Here is a 17,246-nt window from a genome sequence, read left to right on the forward strand (position 1 = left end):
TGATATTAGTAATGATAGAATGTTTTTTTTATTAAAAAAATATTGTTTAAAAGTTAACGTTATGTTTATGTTAAAATTGAGATATTAACTACGGAGAAAATTTATTCGTCCTCTTTGCAAACAATACTTTAAATATGAAGAAACTTTCGTTTTTTGTAATAGCATTATTTTTTTATTCAACTTTGATTGCCCAGGAAAAAGAAGTTCATGTTAGTTTAGAAACACAGGGTATTGTTACTACAAATGACGCTGTCCCATTTTGGCTAAGGTCAAATCAATATGGCAGCGTGCCTCTCCCGGGTGGGTCTGGCAGCCTGATTGCCCGCATTCGCAAAGATTATGATACCACTAAAACATTTAGTTGGGCTGCCTCCTTTGAGGGGCGAGGGAATTTAGGCCGAACGGGGCAGTTTATTTTAGTTGAGGGGCTGGTAAAAGCACGGGCCGGAATTTTTGAATTAAAAGCCGGGCGATCAAAGGATGTTGTTGGTCTTGCCGATTCTACGCTGTCGTCAGGGTCGTTTGCTGTTTCGGGTAATGCCTTGGGTGTACCCAAAATAGGTATTGGTATTCCTGATTATTATAGTATACCGGTTTGGGGTAAATTATTTGCAGTTAAAGCCGGCTTGTACAATGGTTACCTGGGGAATGTAGACGCAGTTTATAAAAACAAACCAATCAATTTTAATAGCTATTATCTTGAAAACTACTTTTATTTTAGAATTGGAAAACCTGCCTGGCGTTTTAAAATTGATGTGGGTTACAATCATGAAGTTCAATGGGGGGCAGAAAAACAAGCTTATTCCACATTTTTTAATTTAAACTCAATTGATGCTTATTGGTACGTATTAACAGGCAAGGCATATAGGGGAGGATCTAAAGTTGGTAATCATTTAGGGTCAGTTGATATAGGGGCTGAATATAGATTTGATAGTTTCAATCTATCTTTATATAGGCAAAATCTTTATGATATAGGTGCTTTAAGTCATTTAGCTAATATTGCCGATGGTTTAAACGGTATCACTATCGCTAATACTCTTCCAAACTCTGGCTCTTTTCATTGGAAAAAGTTTTTATTTGAACTTTTATATACAGCTAATCAAGCAGGGGGCTTAGGCTCTAAACGCACAAGTTCCGGTGCCGAAAACTATTATAATAATGATGTTTATACTGAGGGGTGGGCTTATAATAATATAGGCCTGGGCACGCCATTTATTACCAGTAGAAATGATGCAAGGGGCGATTTAGCTCGGGCTTCCAATCAATTTTTTATAAATAACCGCGTTTTGGCTTTACACACAGCGGCTCAATTCTATATGTTTAACTGGTTGTATACTTATAAATTGTCCTATTCACAAAATCAGGGCACTTTCGCAACCGGCACAGAATTGTATCGCGGGGTTGACGGGGCGATAAGAACACCAGGTAAATATGGCACCTTTAAAAAGGTTCATCAATATTCTGGTTATATTGAAGGGCTGAGGCCATTAAAAAATGGATATAATGTGGGCTATAATATAGGCTATGATCGTGGCGGCCTGCTTTACAATTCGTTTGGTATCATTTTAAAGGCATCAAAAACCTTTTTATAGAAAAGATGCAGTATTTGAAATACATGTAATGGGCAAACATAAACGTAAATTGGCAGCAACTTATTTAAAATAATCAACTATGAATTTTATCAAGAGTTTGAACGGTAATGCCGCCGAGCAGGATTTTGCCAGGGTAGTGCTGCTATCTCCGCGCGAAGACGATGATATTGAAGGCGATTGGGAGGACGAGGACGATGAAGATTTCGATGACCAGCTTGATGCCGAGGACGATCTGCATGAAATACAGGCAGGCGACGACATCGGCGAGCCCGACCCGGAAGATGATGACCACCTGCCGGATGACGACCTTCAATAATGTTGGTAATTTTATATTAACAATAGCCCGCTTGCCGTTTTAACATAAGGCATTTTCTTGTTAACTTCGTGCTGTGGATAATTTCATTGTTTCGGCCCGTAAGTATCGCCCGGCTACTTTTGAAACGGTTGTTGGTCAGCAACATATAACCAACACGCTCAAAAACGCCATTAAAAATAACCAGCTGGCGCAGGCATTTTTGTTCTGTGGTCCGCGGGGTGTGGGCAAAACTACCTGTGCGCGCATCCTTGCAAAAACCATTAACTGCACCAATTTGCAACCCAATGGCGAAGCCTGTGGCGAATGCCCAAGCTGTAAAGCCTTTGAAAATGGTAATTCTTTTAATGTTCATGAACTTGATGCCGCGTCAAATAACTCGGTTGATGATATTCGTAGTTTAATTGAACAGGTACGTATACCACCTCAGGCAGCCCGTTACAAGGTATACATTATTGATGAGGTGCACATGCTATCACAGGCGGCTTTTAATGCCTTCCTTAAAACGCTGGAAGAGCCACCTCATTACGCTATTTTTATATTAGCCACAACAGAGAAACACAAGATACTTCCAACAATATTATCCCGTTGCCAGATTTTTGATTTTAACCGGATTAAGGTTGATGATATGGCCGCTCATCTGGCATCTATAGCAGGTAAAGAAAGCATCAGCTATGAACCCGATGGATTGCATATCATTGCTCAAAAGGCCGATGGCGGTTTAAGAGATGCGTTATCGATGTTTGATCAGATCGTTAGTTTCTCTGGCGGCAAGGTTACTTACCGATCTGTTATTGATAACCTTAACATACTTGATTACGATTACTATTTTAACATAACCGAAAGTTTGCTTAAAGAAGATACAGCTAAAGTATTGCTGTTTTTTGATGAGATCCTTTCACGCGGATTTGATGGTGCACATTTTATAGCCGGTTTAAGTGAACACTTCCGTAACCTGCTGGTAAGTAAAGATCAATCTACTTTAAAATTGCTGGAAGTAAGCGAGGGTATTAAAAGCAAATATCTTCAGCAATCGCAGGCCGGTTCTGTATCGTTCCTGTTATCCGCTATGAATATTGCCAATCAGTGCGATATAAGCTATAAGCTAAGTAAAAACCAACGCTTGCAGGTTGAACTCGCTCTACTCAAAATGTGCCACCTGCCTTCGGCCTTTAATATGGCCATAACGCCGCTCAATGGAACGTCCACTAACGAAGGGCCATTAAAAAAAAAACCTGATACCCCAGCAATAGCACCCGTAAGTAGTGATAATTCGGTAGTTGAAACAAGGGTTTTGAGTGATGCTCAGCCGGTTTATAATAAAACCACCCCCATTGCCAACGGGCAACCGGCCACGCCGGTGCAATCTGTTCCGGTTAAAGAAGCGCAACCAAGTCCTGTGGTAACCCCAAGGCCACCAGTGTTAATGCCTCGCAGTTCAACTTTAACCCCATCTTTAACCGATATAGCTAAAACCGAGGAAGAAATACTTGAGGAAGAAGATCCATATTTAAAAGGTGAGGCCCGACAGGATTTTACCATGGACGACTTTTTAAAGCATTGGAGCGATTTTGCAGCCAAGGTTAAGGCAGATGGCAAAAAGAACCTGGTTACCATATTTACATCCAATGCACCCCGGATGATAAGACCTTATGAATTTGAGGTTGTAGTGGGTAATATGGTACAGGAAAACTTATTTAAGGAGGAACGGCCTGAAATGCACAACTTTTTGAGAAGTAAACTCAATAATTTTAGCATAGAAGTACATGCACGTGTAGATGAGCAAAAAGTGGTACGTAAACCATATACAGCTATAGAGAAATTTCAATACATGGCTAATCGCCATCCAGACCTGATGGATTTACGTAATCGCTTTAATCTTGATTTTGATTAATAGCGAGCGGTGAGTGCCCGAATTTTCGACTCATAATTGATCTCCCACTACTCCCTTATATATTCTTGGGATATCCTTCTTCATCAAGGTCATCGCGGTCATCTTCGGGTGTATGCGCCAGTGCAGCGTCTGCAGGGTCAACTTCAACAATATCGCCATCATCCACGTGCATGCCAAGTTCATCAACATCTGTTTCTATTGACCTTTTGCTGCTATATTCACCATCGGCGGCGTCATATGGGTTAGCCTCATCGTAAGTGGAGTTCATATCCTCGCCGTTTTTAACTGAGGTTTTATAGGGATCGGGATGATCATAATCCGGATCGTCGCTTTTTACGTCATACTCAAAGCTGTCGTCGTCGGCATTATAATTAAGATCTTCCTTGTCAATTGTTTCGCCTAATTCATCTTTTAATGTCCTGTCGCGGTCATTAGTATCGTCTGTTAAAGCGTCATCGTCGTCATAGTCGGGGTTAATGTTCTGGTTGCTCATAGGTTTTGTATTTTATATTAAATATACAGTAAAAACCCTGCCAAAAAATCAATAGCCACCAATAAAAATGCGATGGAGGGAAATTAGTAATGAATCTGTTTACGGTATGATGTTACGCCGCCAATAGCAAATTTTACGCCAATAGTAAATTGTGCGTAAGCATCATTATTGCTTGCTGCTGTTTTATATCCGTCAAGTTCATCGCCAAATATGTAATTATATTGGTAGCCTATATCTATTTTAACACTGGGTTGGTTAAAATCATTATATATTTTAAATTCATACCCTAACCTTAACGGTAAAAACGGAGTTTGTGCGTTGTTATCACCTGTAGCATAAGTAGGATCGCGTTTATCAAGGCTTTTATAAACAATATGATTTACAACATAGCCAATACCGCCAGACACATATAGATTTTTCACCGCGTTTAAAAACGGGCTGCTTGAGTAGTCCACAAGTTCACCCGCCTGTAACTGGCCCCTGAATAAAAAAGATGTAAAATGGTTTTCAAATTTTCTGCCCGATGATGATGCAAGGGTGCCACCCTCAAGGCGACCAACTTGTAATTCAAACACGTAGTTAACAAACGGACTCTGGTTATAGTTAAAGTTAAAATGAACAGATGGTGTAACCGTAAGCGTATTTACGTCGGCCATTGCGGCAACGTTAACTCCTACAGCTGTACCTACATCATACTGTGCATAATCATAGCCAATTTGAGCTTTAGCCCAAAATGAGGTTGTACACAAGAAGAATATGAACAGCGTTTTTGTTATGTTTTTTATCATAATATAAGCAACAGTTACCTGGGGTTAAGGTACTGTTTGGGTTACTAACGTTTAATTTTATAAAAATAGCATCAAAGTTTATAAAAACAATAAACTGTAGCAATAAATCGTCACTAAAAGGCAATCAATTAATTTCGTGAACTATTTCAGTAGATTGATAAAGTCAAATTAATATATTTGAGGCCATTTAAATACAAAAGTAACCTTAGATATGTCAAAAATTAAAGTAGAAAATCCGGTAGTTGAACTGGATGGCGACGAGATGACCCGTATCATCTGGAAATTCATCAAGGATAAATTGATTGTTCCTTACCTTGATCTTGATATCAAGTACTATGATCTTGGTATCGAGTATCGTGATGAAACAAACGACCAGGTAACTGTTGATGCCGCAAATGCTATTTTAAAATATGGTGTAGGTATTAAATGTGCCACCATTACCCCCGATGAACAACGTGTAGAAGAGTTTGGCCTAAAACAAATGTGGCGCTCGCCAAACGGAACTATCCGTAATATTTTGGATGGTACTGTTTTTCGTGAGCCTATTGTTATGGCTAATGTGCCTCGTTTGGTTCCAAACTGGACAGCTCCAATCTGCATTGGCCGTCACGCTTTTGGCGATCAATACCGCGCTACAGATTTTGTTACCAAAGGAAAAGGTAAATTAACTATTACCTTCACTCCAGAGGATGGCGGCGCCGAGCAATCATTTGAAGTGTTTAATTTTAAAGGTGATGGCGTTGCATTAGCCATGTATAACACCGATGAATCTATCAAAGGGTTTGCGCATGCGTGCTTTAACCAGGCTTTAATGAAAGGCTGGCCTTTGTATTTATCAACCAAAAACACCATCCTTAAAAAATACGACGGCCGTTTTAAAGATATTTTTGAAGAGATCTATCAAAACGATTACAAACAAAAATTTGCCGATGCCGGTATTACTTATGAGCACCGCTTAATTGATGACATGGTTGCGTCTGCCCTGAAATGGAACGGTAACTTTGTATGGGCTTGTAAAAACTATGATGGCGACGTACAATCAGATACTGTTGCACAAGGCTTTGGTTCATTAGGTTTAATGACCTCAACTTTGGTTACACCGGATGGTACCGTAATGGAAGCTGAAGCAGCGCACGGTACAGTAACCCGCCACTACCGCGAGCACCAGGCTGGTAAACCAACATCAACTAACCCAATCGCGTCTATCTTTGCATGGACAAGGGGGTTAGAGTTCCGTGGTATCCTGGATAACAACCAGGAGCTGATCAATTTCTGCAAAGCTCTGGAAGAGGTTTGTATAGAAACGGTAGAAAGTGGTAAAATGACCAAAGATTTGGCTATCACCATTAAACCAAAAGTAGAGCACGGTACAGATTACTTATATACCGAAGAGTTTTTAGCGGCTATCGACGAAAACTTAAAAGTTAAATTGGGTAAGTAATTATTGCCTAATCAAGTTAAAAAAGTCTGCGATCATCGCAGACTTTTTTTGTAAGTACTATTTAAACCTATTCACAATCAACTATGCCTGTATATTCAAATACTAGTGGAAAACTAAAGAAATTAAATTTATTACCTCTTGATAAAGAAAAGGCCTTACAGAAGTTAGTTGAAGAAAACTTGTTGGAAGTTTTGGATATGAGATTCTTAGTTTCAGAATATCCAACGACACACGGTGGGCGAATTGATACTTTAGCAATAGATTCCGATGGCGCACCTGTTATTATAGAGTATAAGCGTAGTAGAAATGATAATGTTATTAATCAAGCGCTTTCATATCTTAAATGGCTTAAAGCGCAAAAAGTTGAATTTTTCGAGAGATTAGTTATGAAGAAATTGGGTGCTGAAAATCTTCCTAAAATAGATTGGAATAATCCTCGTATAGTTTGCATTGCAGAGAGTTATAGTAAGTTTGACATTGATACACTGGAAGTCATCCCACTAAGGTTGGAGCTCTACAAATTTCATTATTATGAAAATGACCTATTTGTTTTAGATAAAGTGAATGGTGAAGATGAAAAGCTGGGTGCAGCTCAAAACTTTGCTTCGGAAAAAGTAATCATTAAAACTAAAGAGCAAATTATTCCGGCACATTCAAAGGCAATAGATGCCGATACTGAAATTATATTAAAGAGCAATTTAGAAAATCAATTAAAAAAAGGCCAGCAATTCGTTCAAGACCTCTATAGACAACTTGAGAGTAAAATCTTTGAATTGGATGAAAATATTTATCGGAAAAATAATCCGCAAAATATAGGATTTAGAATTTCTAAAGCATTCGCTGAAGTCCATATCAGAAAAGATCACATTCTAATTTACCTGAGGCCTGTAGTTTATGATGATCCTGATAATAAGGTTTTTAAAGTTCCTGATACACATGGGTGGGCTTTGAGTAGAGGGGTACGTATTAAAAATGAAGAAGAACTTCATTATATTATGCCTTTAATAGAAATGTCTTACAATGATATTCTGTAAGCGGAGTAAATGATTTTACCTTTTCTTATTTAACTTAGCATTTTAAAAAACAACTATCATGTCGGCATTATATCCATTAAAATTTAAAACCATATTTAAAGATAAAATTTGGGGTGGTCAAAAGATCAACACCTATTTACATAAAGATTTTGGAACCCTGCCAAACTGCGGTGAAACCTGGGAGCTTTCGGGTGTAAAATCTGATGTTTCGGTGGTAAACGGCGGCGCGCTGGATGGCGAATCATTAGCCGATCTGTTGGAGCAATACAAAGACGAATTGGTGGGTAAAAAGGTGTATGATCATTTTGGGAATATATTTCCTTTGCTCATCAAGTTTATTGATGCCAATGATGACCTATCGGTACAGGTACACCCCAATGATGAACTGGCCAAAAAACGCCACAACTCTTTTGGTAAAACCGAAATGTGGTACGTTATAGAAGCAGATCCTGGATCGACATTAATTGCTGGTTTTAAACAGGAAATGACCGAGGAGAAGTATGTAAATGCTTTAAACAGCGGCCACATCATGGATATCCTTAACAAAGAAAATGTTACCGCGGGCGATGTTTTCTTTTTACCTGCCGGGCGGGTACATACCATAGGTAAAGGCTTACTGATTGCCGAAATTCAGCAAACATCAGATATTACCTACCGTATTTATGATTTTGACAGGGTTGATGATAAAGGAAATAAACGCGAGCTGCATACACAGGAAGCATTAGCCGCAATTGACTATAAACACTATCCGGAATATAAAACCCTATATCAGCCCGAAAAAGACGAAACCGTTCATTTAGTTAGCTGCCCTTACTTTACCACCAACATACTTGATTTTGATAAGAGCACATCAAAAGATTACTCGGCACTTGATTCCTTTGTGGTGCATGTATGTGTTGATGGTGCTTACAACGTAACTTATAACGGTGAAACGTATCCTGTTAAAATGGGGGAATGTATTTTATTGCCAAAAAATATTGATAAAATTGAGTTGGAAACCACTACCAGCTTTAAAATTTTGGAAAGCTATATTGAATAAAGCCTAAGGTTGCAGATATGGGTACACGTAAATACCCATATCTGCAATTTTATGCCTGAAATTTTTAATAAATAAATATTTTAACATTGTAGCTTATTTTAAGCTTAATTGAAAAATCATACGTGCATAAATTGTGATTATTTTGCCCAGTTGTGATTTTATTTCCGCAAAGGTGGTGTAAACTCCCCCTGTTGTTACCGGGGGCAAGTGCTGAAAGGAAACTCTTAATCTGCTATTGATTATTATTATATCAACCTGATCGTAAATTTGGTGCCAATATTTACTGTGCTATCTACCTTTATACTGCCACCCAAGGCCTCAATCTGGTTACGGGTTATGAATAGTCCAATTCCTTTAGCATCAGGGTTTTGATGGAAAGTTTTATACATTCCGAATATTTTATCGCCATAACGTTCCATATCAATGCCTATCCCATTATCTTCAAAAATGAGATAAATATGCTCGCGCTCTTTTAATGTATAACATTTAATAACCGGGCTTCTTTCTGGCGAGCTGTATTTTAGTGAGTTAGTGAGCAGGTTTTGCAAAATACTCTCCATATAAGCCGGTATGTAGCTTATTTGCGGGCATTTGTTAAAATCGTAGTTTATTTGGGCATCAAGGGCTTCTATATTGCTTTTAAGGGCAGATGTAATGTTTTTGAATAGTGTTTCAAAATCTATTATAGTTCTTTCATTGCCAATTTCGGTTTGAATCTTAACTATCTCATTTAAATGATCAATAGTGGTATTCAAACTGTCGCTGATGGATTTGATGTGCGAGAAGATCTCTGCGCGATCTTCGTCAACTTCAGTCTCCTGGTGAAGTTTTACCATAAATTGTAAATTACCAGTGTGCGACCGTAAGTTATGGGATACGATGTAGGCAAAGTTTTGCAACCGGCGGTTTTGGTCTGTCAACAAATTGAGGGACGATTCAAGCGCCAGTGTTTTTCTTTTTTTGTTATCAACATCCTGTATAATACCGCGTATGTTGATGCATTTTCCAAAATCATCAATAACAGGTATCCCCTTGGCCCTTACCCATATAACGTTGTTTTTTGCCGATCTTAAAAGCAATTCCAACTCATAAGGCTGACAAAACTCAATGGCATTATCAATGGCGTTTTTTATCACGGGGCGGTGCTGAGGCTCAAAAAAACTGATGGCTTCCTCTAAAGATAGTTTAACATGACTTTGTAATTCGAAGATGTCATAAAGTTGCTTTGATATTGATAGCCCCATAGAATGGGTACTAATTTCCCAACTTCCCAGTTTAGCAATCCTGATAGACTCATTATAAACAAGATCATTATAAGCGGCTTGAATTTGCGCTTGTTTATATTGATTAATATTGATGATGGAGCCATAAATGATATGACCGGTTTCGTCGTTGTGTTTTTTTATTGTGCTCTCAAACCAGTGATAACCAGATGTTTTTGTAAGAAGCCTTATTTGCAAAGAATTAGAAGGTGCCAGCTGTTGATGATTTAAGGCAGCTAAAAAAGAAGGTTTATCCTGATGATAAAGCAGGTGCTCAAAAAAAACATGATTTGAGCACTCTATTTCTCCCGGTTCATAACCTAAAATGGTATAAAACCCCCAGGACCATTTAATATTTTTTGTAGTAATATTATATTCCCAAATGCCGGCATTAATGTTATCAATAATTTGAGCAAGGTGTTGCTTGCTATCATCAGAAAATTTATGCCCTTCAGAAAAACTCATATTTTAAATAAACCCCTTTACTCAGTTATTGACACAAGCTAATAGTAAAATATGTGCCACAATTATGAAACCACCCCATTTACAACCGTTAGTTGTATTTGTTTTGTATATCGCGTAGAATTTTATAGTAATTAGGGGATTCCAAATATAAGATTTGGCTTGATTATAAATCATTCAAATACTGATAATTACAAAATAATTATAATCTTTAAAATTTAAGTAATTATAATGAAAATCGATTCGAAAAAAATATTTTCAGGAATTTTATTAGCTTTTTAATGTTTAAACGACAAATGAGGATTGAAAAAACTTATAATATCGTAGGTGAAACAATTTCCACAAAAAAAAATAAAAAGGTTACAAAATGCCCAAATTGGTTAATGTTTGATATTAATGTCCTATTTTACAGGCACTTTATAGTTGTTTGACTGGAAATTGTTTTTTTTAGTTCTGCTAAAGCGTTGCTGGCTATCCATTTAGCAGATTTATGATTTTGTGTGCTGATGCGCTCTGCGGTATTTATAGCTTCTGCTTTTAAAATCTCATTTTTTTTGCCAATTTGCCTCAACGCCCAATTAACAGCCTTTTTTACAAAATTGCGATTGTCCCATGCTTCACGTTCTATGACCGCAAAAAAGGGTATAAATGCCTCATTTGTTGCCTTCTTATTGTGCACGGCATATTCGGCCATTAATACAAACCCCGCGCGTTTTACAAACTCTTCAGTGCGGGCACTAAATTCAATGGCTTTGGTTATGGCAAATGGCGTACGATCAAACAGATTCCCGCATAGCTGGTCGCAAAGGTCCCAGGAATGGAAATCTTCTGTCCAGTTATCAATTTGTTGTTCTGTAACCATGGCCGGATCATCCACCAGGGATGCTAAAATGCGGGCTTCATGAATACCGGTAACCCAAAGTTCAAGAGCAAGGTTATGATCTTTTGTTATGCCTTTAGCTATTTTACGTATATCCGGCAGTTTAACGCCCAATGCCTGGGAGTTATCAATGCCGAAGCGTTGCATCCCCGCGAGATAATCTGGATTAGCCCGTTGCTTCAGGAGGGCTATAATTTTTTCAACCTGCATTTAGTCAGAAAAATTTTCACTTTCAAGCGTATGATGAATTTTTACAACTTCCATTAACGCGGCCGAGCAATAAAACGGATGTAGTTCCATTATCAACGCCCCCGCTTTTATAGCCGGGTCGGTTTCGGTAAGTGTTTTGGCTTCTTCAAGGGTTGTCACGTTAAAAATAAAGATGCCCTTTATAGACTGGTCATCTAAAAACGGACCTGCCACCACTAATTTACCTTCGTCGGCCAGTTTTGAGATATTCTTTAGATGTGCCATTTGCAGCTCCATTCTTGCTGCTGAATCCTTTAGCCGGTTTGGCCCCTCCTTTAAAAAGGCCATCACATACCTTTTCATCCCAAATTTATCCGCGCCCAGCTTCTTGGCAAGGGCTGCGTCGTAAACAGGTTTTGTTGGTTTTTGAGCAAAACAAGCAATACCAATAAAAATAAAAGTGATAAGCAGGGTAAGTTTTTTCATGAAATGGGGGCATTAGATTGTTATATTTCAGACCTTTTTTTGGATGTCTTCTATTGTCAAAAAAGCTAATAGTATTAATCTATCTCCTTCAATTCTATAAAACAAGGTATTGTGTTTGGTTATAACAAAACCCCTGATTTGTTTTTCCTCGTTTTCTAATGTACCTATTTCAGGGTTTTGAGCAATGATGTCTATTATCCTATAAGTTCGGGTAACAAAGTTCCTGGTTACATTATCACTCCATTCTTGTTGAAGATACTCGATAATTAAATTAAAACTGGTGCTTGCTCTTTGGTTCTAAACGATTACTTTAGCCATTTATCATGCTGCTGTTTCATCTGCTCGTGGCTTACCAAATTCTTCTCCTCGAAGCTTTCATCATAGGCCAGTAACAACTCTTGTTTTTCAGTTTCACTCAGGTTTTTCCACAAATTACCGGTTTGGTTATTATTTAACTGTTGTATAAGTTGATAATTGCCTTTTAAAAGTTGCTCATCATCAATAGTTTCTATTAAATGATGGAAATCTTCTTTAATGTTCATAGCTCTTGATTAACAAAGTTAAATTACAAAAATCTTTTCAATAACAAAAAAGCCGGGCAAAGCCCGGCTTAAAATCTGAGGCAATTTATCAAAGATTCCCTCTCAATTCCTGTTCACGCTCAATAGCCTCAAACAGTGCTTTGAAATTGCCGGCGCCGAATGATTTGGCTCCTTTACGCTGAATAATTTCAAAGAAAAGGGTAGGCCTGTCTTCAATGGGTTTGGTGAATATCTGCAACAGATAACCTTCATCGTCCCGGTCAACCAAAATGCCTAATCGTTTTAGCGGTCCAAGGTCTTCATCAATATGGCCAACGCGGTTGGTCAGTTCATCGTAATAGGATGTTGGAACGGTTAAAAATTCAACGCCACGACTTTGTAATTCGGTTACTGTAGCAACTATATCATGTGTTGCCAGGGCTAAGTGCTGTACACCCTCGCCTTCATAAAATTCAAGGTATTCTTCAATCTGCGATTTCTTTTTGCCCTCGGCCGGCTCATTAATAGGGAATTTAACGTAACCGTTGCCGTTGCTCATTACCTTGCTCATCAAAGCCGAGTACTCGGTCGAGATCATTTTATCGTCAAAGGTTAAAATGTTTTTGAAGCCTAAAACTTCTTCATAAAAATTAACCCATTCGTTCATTTTATGCCAGCCTACGTTGCCTACACAGTGGTCAACATATAATAAGCCGGTATCGGTAGGATTATACTTGGTTTCGTGTCTTTCGTAGCCAGGTAAAAATAATCCCCTGTAGTTTTTACGTTCGATAAAAAGGTGAACGGTCTCGCCATAAAGCTTAATGCCGCTGCTGCGTACTTCGCCATTTTCATCGCTTAGTGTGGCTGGCTGCTGGTACGGTTCAGCACCCCTGCTAACCGTTTGTTCAAACGCATCGTAAGCATCATCTACCCATAAGGCTAACACCTTTACGCCATCGCCATGTTTTTTAACGTGTTCGGCTATCGGGTGATCTGAATGCAGTGGAGTGGTTAATACTATCCTGATCTTTCCCTGTTGTAAAACATAGGATGCGCGGTCGCGTACCCCAGTCTCCGGTCCGGCATAAGCCAGATCCTGGAAACCGAAAGCGGTTTTATAAAAGTGGGCTGCCTGCTTGGCGTTGCCTACGTAAAACTCAACATAATCTGTACCGTTTAAGGGTAAAAAGTCAGCCCCCTCTAAATCTCCCCCTGTAGGGGAGACTTTTTTATTTATTTTATCTATAGTTTGCATTGTAGTGTTTTTTTTAGTTTTCTTAAAGCCCTCCCTTCCGGGGAGGGTTTGGGTGGGGCTATTGCCAGCTTTTATAATAATTCTCGTCCTCAATTTTAATAGCATCTTCGGTCAGCATCAGCGGCCTGAAGGGGTCTATCATTACGGCCAATTCGTCTGTTGATTCTTTGCCTATTGATTTTTCTACCGAACCCGGATGTGGGCCGTGCGGGATACCCCCTGGATGTAGCGTGATCTGCCCTTTTACCACGCTTTTACGGCTCATAAAATCGCCATCAACGTAATACAAAACTTCGTCGCTATCTACATTGCTATGGTTATACGGGGCAGGAATAGATAGCGGGTGATAATCAAACTTACGGGGTACAAAAGAGCAAATGACAAAATTATTGCCTTCAAAGGTTTGATGCACAGGCGGTGGCTGGTGCAGCCTGCCGGTTATGGGTTCAAAATCATGAATAGATAGCGCCCAGGGGTAATGGAAGCCATCCCAGCCAATAAAATCAAAAGGGTGTGTGCCGTAGATGTATGGGTATATAAGTCCTTGTTTTTTGATGAGGATTTTGAAATCGCCATGCTCATCGTAGGTTTTTAGGTCGGCAGGGCGTTTGATGTCACGCTCGCAATAGGGGGAGTGCTCCATCAGTTGCCCGTATTGATTACGATAGCGTTTTGGCGGGCGGATAGGGCTGAAGCTTTCAATGATAAACAACCTGTTATCGGCACTGTCAAATTCCATCTGGTAAATGGTACCGCGCGGAATCACAAGGTAGTCGCCATATTGAAATTTGATATTGCCAAAGCCCGTTTTTAGCGTTCCCGAACCTTCGTGAATAAAAACCACCTCATCGGCCTGGCTATTTTTGTAAAAATAATCTGTCATTGACTGACGCGGGGCGGCCAGCGAAATATGCAGATCGCTGTTTACCAGCACAGGCTTACGGCTTTGCAGGTAATCATCTTCGGGCTGTACGTTAAAACCGATGAGGCTGGTATGTTTCAAGTGCTTTTCGCGCGCTATTTTGGGTTCAACGCTATACGGCTCGCCCAAAGTTTTAACAATAGTAGGCGGATAGGCATGATAAACCAGCGAATAAAGGCTCGAAAAACCTTCGGTAGATACCAGTTCTTCGGCATAAAGTGTACCATCGGGCTTACGGAATTGCGTATGCCGCTTAGGCGGAATAGCTCCTAATGAATGATATACAGGCATGGTGTTTTAAATTGGTTAAGTAGTGCTGTTGGAAAGTTGAAATGTTTTAAAGTTACAAAGTTGCCTTTGTCGTTTTAAAGGATTTCAAATAATTAACAGTTTAGTATGGGGGAAAGTTTTAAGGCTCAAATGATTGAAAGTTGAAATGTTTTATTACACTCAAATCAAAACGTCGATAGCTTTACAACATTTGAACTTTTAAACCTTGCAACAAGAGTTAGTATTGAGCCAATACGGCTTTAGCAAGCATAGCATCCCTGAATGATGATGCATCGCTCATTGAGGTAAGCCCCAGGGAAAAATAAAAATGTTTTTGGATGCTCATGGTTTATACAATACGAAGTTAGTTTTTTTATTTGAGAATTTGAAGATTTGAGAATTTGAAAATTACCGGAAGGTTCTGGGTACTAAGAAATAATTTTCAAATCTTCAAATTTTCAAATCTTCAAATTCAATTCATTAGCTTTGAAATAACCAACCATTATAATCTATGAAATTAGTATCCTACAAAACCGAAGACCGGGAGCATTTGGGCATTTTTATCAATGGCCATATTTACAATCTCAACTCCTGCGATAAGCTGATCCCGGATAATATGAACGAATTTTTGTGGGGTGGCGATGAATTGATGGATCATGCGCGTAAAGTACATGCTGCTATAAGCAGGGGCAAGATGGAAGCCAAAGAGGAACTGTTTTTTGAGTTGATGGCCCCGGTACCGCATCCATCGTCATGCAGGGATGCTTATGCCTTCAGGCAGCACGTGGAGACCGCACGCCGTAACCGCAATGTACCCATGATCCCAGAGTTTGACCAATACCCGGTATTTTACTTTACCAACCATAACGCCATACAAGGCACCGGTGAAATTGAGTGTATGCCAGATCATTTTAAACAACTTGATTTTGAATTGGAAGTTGCCGTGGTGCTTAATAAAAAAGGCCGCAACATAAGAGCGGCAGAAGCGGATGGTTTTATTGCAGGCTTCATGATCATGAACGATATGAGCGCCCGCACCCTGCAAATGGAAGAAATGTTATTGAACCTTGGTCCTGCAAAAGGAAAAGATTTTTCGACGGTACTTGGTCCATGGCTGGTAACGCCCGATGAACTGGAAAAATATAAAGTTGACGCTAAACCTGGTCATACCGGTAATGCCTATAACCTAACCATGAAATGCGCAGTTAACGGTAAGCAGGTATCGGCAGGTAACCTGGCCGATATGGAATGGACTTTTGCCGAGATCATTGAACGCTGCGCCTACGGTTGCGATGTATTGCCTGGTGACGTAATAGGTTCTGGTACGGTTGGCACAGGTTGTTTCCTGGAACTTAACGGAACCGGATTATTAAATGATGCCAATTACCAAACTCAGTGGCTGCAACCTGGCGATCTGGTTGAAATGGAAGTAACGGGCCTGGGCATGCTGGGTAATATCATTACCAAAGCAAAGGAAGATTTTTCAATATTGGGGTTGAAGAAGTAACAGGGAAAGTGTTGTTGTTCCTTTATCAATAGCAAGTTGTAGATCCCAGACTTACGAAGTTTTCAAAACTTCGTAAGTCTTTCGTCGTTTTCAAAAAGCATATTCATTCCCTTTAATATGATAATCTGCAGGCACATGTGTTTTCTCAAACCTATCATAACCGGGTTTTAATGTTTTCCAGAACGCTGTGTAGGGTTGATGCGCATAAAAACTCATGTGCGCGGCATCCATCCTGAACGGAAAGATATCAAGATTTACTTTTTGCTGGCCACCTTCAAATGCTTTATAAACCAGGGTGTAAATTTCTTCAATTCGAGGGTCGGTCATGGCATAACAGCCTATGGACGCACAATGCCCATGGATCATGATGGCATCACCGGTGTAACCTTTTAGGCGTTCTAATTTGTTTGGGTAACCAACGTTGATAGCCAGGTAATAATTGCTTACCGGGTTTAGCTGCTTAGGCTCAATGGTATAAAACCCCTCCGGGCTTTTATTGTCGCCGCTCTTGGTTTTAGTGCCCAGGTTGCCCGAGTAATAACAAATTTCGTAAGTTTTAAACAGTTTATATGTAGGACCGTTTTTGACCCAAACCTCCAGGGCGTTCTGGTCTTTAAATATGCGGATGTAGATTGAAGTAATGGTTTTGAAGCCTTTATTGCTTAATTCCATTTGCAGTTTTGGCCACACGTTGAACCGCACGTCACTTGCACGTTTGCTATCGGGTAGATCATGCTTGGGGCCAATCACCATAAAGCAGGAAATCAGCAGAGAGCAGAATAACTTCGACATTGATAAGGATTTTTCTATCAATAACGAAATTTTAATTTGTTTATTTTGTTTTATTAAGAATTAAATTCTGATATCTTAAGCTGTTAGATAGTTATGCGGTGTT

16 protein-coding genes and 1 pseudogene are annotated in these 17,246 nt (G+C 39.3%); 7 read left to right on the forward strand and 10 right to left on the reverse strand.

The features are described from left to right. The first annotated feature begins 134 nt into the window (after positions 1-134). The 3 genes from FHS10_RS07510 to FHS10_RS07520 all read left to right on the forward strand — a co-directional run bounded on the left by FHS10_RS07510 (position 135) and on the right by FHS10_RS07520 (position 3,799). Entirely contained in the window at positions 135-1,592 is a 1,458-nt protein-coding gene (locus tag FHS10_RS07510; protein ID WP_259089082.1) for a capsule assembly Wzi family protein, read from the forward strand. A gap of 79 nt (positions 1,593-1,671) precedes the next feature. Further along, positions 1,672-1,908 (forward strand): hypothetical protein, encoded by a 237-nt coding sequence (locus FHS10_RS07515; protein WP_259089083.1) that lies wholly within the window; start codon positions 1,672-1,674, stop codon positions 1,906-1,908. 73 nt (positions 1,909-1,981) lie between these two features. Next, positions 1,982-3,799, forward strand: coding sequence for a DNA polymerase III subunit gamma/tau (locus tag FHS10_RS07520; protein WP_259089084.1), 1,818 nt, complete (start codon positions 1,982-1,984; stop codon positions 3,797-3,799). Between the two features lie 55 nt (positions 3,800-3,854). Here FHS10_RS07520 and FHS10_RS07525 read toward each other — a convergent pair whose 3' ends face one another. Both FHS10_RS07525 and FHS10_RS07530 read right to left on the reverse strand, forming a co-directional pair. Beyond that, positions 3,855-4,292, reverse strand: a complete 438-nt coding sequence (locus FHS10_RS07525) for a hypothetical protein (RefSeq protein ID WP_259089085.1) — start codon at positions 4,290-4,292, stop codon at positions 3,855-3,857. Positions 4,293-4,375: 83 nt separating this feature from the next. Beyond that, positions 4,376-5,080 carry a hypothetical protein gene (locus FHS10_RS07530; RefSeq protein WP_259089086.1) on the reverse strand — a complete coding sequence of 235 codons (705 nt, stop codon included), beginning with the start codon at positions 5,078-5,080 and terminating at the stop codon, positions 4,376-4,378. Between the two features lie 211 nt (positions 5,081-5,291). Here FHS10_RS07530 and FHS10_RS07535 point away from each other — a divergent pair, with 211 nt between their 5' ends. The 3 genes from FHS10_RS07535 (at position 5,292) to FHS10_RS07545 (ending at position 8,594) form a co-directional block, all read left to right on the forward strand. Beyond that, positions 5,292-6,521 carry an NADP-dependent isocitrate dehydrogenase gene (locus FHS10_RS07535; protein ID WP_259089087.1) on the forward strand — a complete coding sequence of 410 codons (1,230 nt, stop codon included), beginning with the start codon at positions 5,292-5,294 and terminating at the stop codon, positions 6,519-6,521. 83 nt (positions 6,522-6,604) lie between these two features. Then, positions 6,605-7,555, forward strand: coding sequence for a DUF5655 domain-containing protein (locus FHS10_RS07540; RefSeq protein WP_259089088.1), 951 nt, complete (start codon positions 6,605-6,607; stop codon positions 7,553-7,555). A 58-nt stretch (positions 7,556-7,613) separates the two neighbouring features. Next, positions 7,614-8,594: a type I phosphomannose isomerase catalytic subunit gene (locus FHS10_RS07545; protein WP_259089089.1), complete on the forward strand. Its 981-nt coding sequence runs from the start codon at positions 7,614-7,616 to the stop codon at positions 8,592-8,594. A 245-nt stretch (positions 8,595-8,839) separates the two neighbouring features. Here FHS10_RS07545 and FHS10_RS07550 read toward each other — a convergent pair whose 3' ends face one another. The 7 genes and pseudogenes from FHS10_RS07550 to FHS10_RS07575 form a co-directional block, all read right to left on the reverse strand. Then, positions 8,840-10,321: a PAS domain-containing sensor histidine kinase gene (locus FHS10_RS07550; RefSeq protein WP_259089090.1), complete on the reverse strand. Its 1,482-nt coding sequence runs from the start codon at positions 10,319-10,321 to the stop codon at positions 8,840-8,842. 403 nt (positions 10,322-10,724) lie between these two features. After that, positions 10,725-11,408 (reverse strand): DNA alkylation repair protein, encoded by a 684-nt coding sequence (locus tag FHS10_RS07555; protein WP_259089091.1) that lies wholly within the window; start codon positions 11,406-11,408, stop codon positions 10,725-10,727. Then, a complete protein-coding gene (locus tag FHS10_RS07560) occupies positions 11,409-11,873 on the reverse strand; it encodes a YciI family protein (protein WP_259089092.1) in 465 nt (154 codons plus the stop codon). 27 nt (positions 11,874-11,900) lie between these two features. Further along, positions 11,901-12,152: pseudogene (locus FHS10_RS29290) on the reverse strand (type II toxin-antitoxin system RelE/ParE family toxin); the annotation flags it as partial. 26 nt (positions 12,153-12,178) lie between these two features. After that, positions 12,179-12,415, reverse strand: a complete 237-nt coding sequence (locus tag FHS10_RS07565) for an HMG-box domain-containing protein (RefSeq protein ID WP_259089093.1) — start codon at positions 12,413-12,415, stop codon at positions 12,179-12,181. An 88-nt stretch (positions 12,416-12,503) separates the two neighbouring features. Continuing rightward, positions 12,504-13,652 carry a 4-hydroxyphenylpyruvate dioxygenase gene (gene hppD / locus FHS10_RS07570; protein ID WP_259089094.1) on the reverse strand — a complete coding sequence of 383 codons (1,149 nt, stop codon included), beginning with the start codon at positions 13,650-13,652 and terminating at the stop codon, positions 12,504-12,506. Between the two features lie 58 nt (positions 13,653-13,710). After that, positions 13,711-14,865: a homogentisate 1,2-dioxygenase gene (locus FHS10_RS07575; RefSeq protein WP_259089095.1), complete on the reverse strand. Its 1,155-nt coding sequence runs from the start codon at positions 14,863-14,865 to the stop codon at positions 13,711-13,713. A gap of 490 nt (positions 14,866-15,355) precedes the next feature. Here FHS10_RS07575 and FHS10_RS07580 point away from each other — a divergent pair, with 490 nt between their 5' ends. Beyond that, positions 15,356-16,351 carry a fumarylacetoacetate hydrolase family protein gene (locus FHS10_RS07580; protein ID WP_259089096.1) on the forward strand — a complete coding sequence of 332 codons (996 nt, stop codon included), beginning with the start codon at positions 15,356-15,358 and terminating at the stop codon, positions 16,349-16,351. A 90-nt stretch (positions 16,352-16,441) separates the two neighbouring features. On the opposite strand, the gene FHS10_RS07585 is transcribed toward FHS10_RS07580, so the two are convergent. After that, the gene (locus FHS10_RS07585) at positions 16,442-17,143 is read right to left on the reverse strand and encodes a L,D-transpeptidase family protein (RefSeq protein ID WP_259089097.1); all 702 of its coding nucleotides are present in this window, start codon (positions 17,141-17,143) and stop codon (positions 16,442-16,444) included. Positions 17,144-17,246: the final 103 nt, after the last annotated feature.

It is taken from the genome of Mucilaginibacter dorajii, assembly GCF_024808255.1.
Classification (GTDB): Bacteria; Bacteroidota; Bacteroidia; order Sphingobacteriales; family Sphingobacteriaceae; genus Mucilaginibacter; species Mucilaginibacter dorajii.

Bases quoted from the DNA above. Each gene is read 5' to 3' on its own strand.
- FHS10_RS07510 (WP_259089082.1), top strand. From the start codon at position 135: ATGAAGAAACTTTCGTTTTTTGTAATAGCATTATTTTTTTATTCAACT.
- FHS10_RS07515 (WP_259089083.1), top strand. From the start codon at position 1,672: ATGAATTTTATCAAGAGTTTGAACGGTAATGCCGCCGAGCAGGATTTT.
- FHS10_RS07525 (WP_259089085.1), bottom strand. From the start codon at position 4,292: ATGAGCAACCAGAACATTAACCCCGACTATGACGACGATGACGCTTTA.
- FHS10_RS07530 (WP_259089086.1), bottom strand. From the start codon at position 5,080: ATGATAAAAAACATAACAAAAACGCTGTTCATATTCTTCTTGTGTACA.
- FHS10_RS07535 (WP_259089087.1), top strand. From the start codon at position 5,292: ATGTCAAAAATTAAAGTAGAAAATCCGGTAGTTGAACTGGATGGCGAC.
- FHS10_RS07540 (WP_259089088.1), top strand. From the start codon at position 6,605: ATGCCTGTATATTCAAATACTAGTGGAAAACTAAAGAAATTAAATTTA.
- FHS10_RS07545 (WP_259089089.1), top strand. From the start codon at position 7,614: ATGTCGGCATTATATCCATTAAAATTTAAAACCATATTTAAAGATAAA.
- FHS10_RS07550 (WP_259089090.1), bottom strand. From the start codon at position 10,321: ATGAGTTTTTCTGAAGGGCATAAATTTTCTGATGATAGCAAGCAACAC.
- FHS10_RS07555 (WP_259089091.1), bottom strand. From the start codon at position 11,408: ATGCAGGTTGAAAAAATTATAGCCCTCCTGAAGCAACGGGCTAATCCA.
- FHS10_RS07560 (WP_259089092.1), bottom strand. From the start codon at position 11,873: ATGAAAAAACTTACCCTGCTTATCACTTTTATTTTTATTGGTATTGCT.
- FHS10_RS07565 (WP_259089093.1), bottom strand. From the start codon at position 12,415: ATGAACATTAAAGAAGATTTCCATCATTTAATAGAAACTATTGATGAT.
- hppD (WP_259089094.1), bottom strand. From the start codon at position 13,652: ATGCAAACTATAGATAAAATAAATAAAAAAGTCTCCCCTACAGGGGGA.
- FHS10_RS07575 (WP_259089095.1), bottom strand. From the start codon at position 14,865: ATGCCTGTATATCATTCATTAGGAGCTATTCCGCCTAAGCGGCATACG.
- FHS10_RS07580 (WP_259089096.1), top strand. From the start codon at position 15,356: ATGAAATTAGTATCCTACAAAACCGAAGACCGGGAGCATTTGGGCATT.
- FHS10_RS07585 (WP_259089097.1), bottom strand. From the start codon at position 17,143: ATGTCGAAGTTATTCTGCTCTCTGCTGATTTCCTGCTTTATGGTGATT.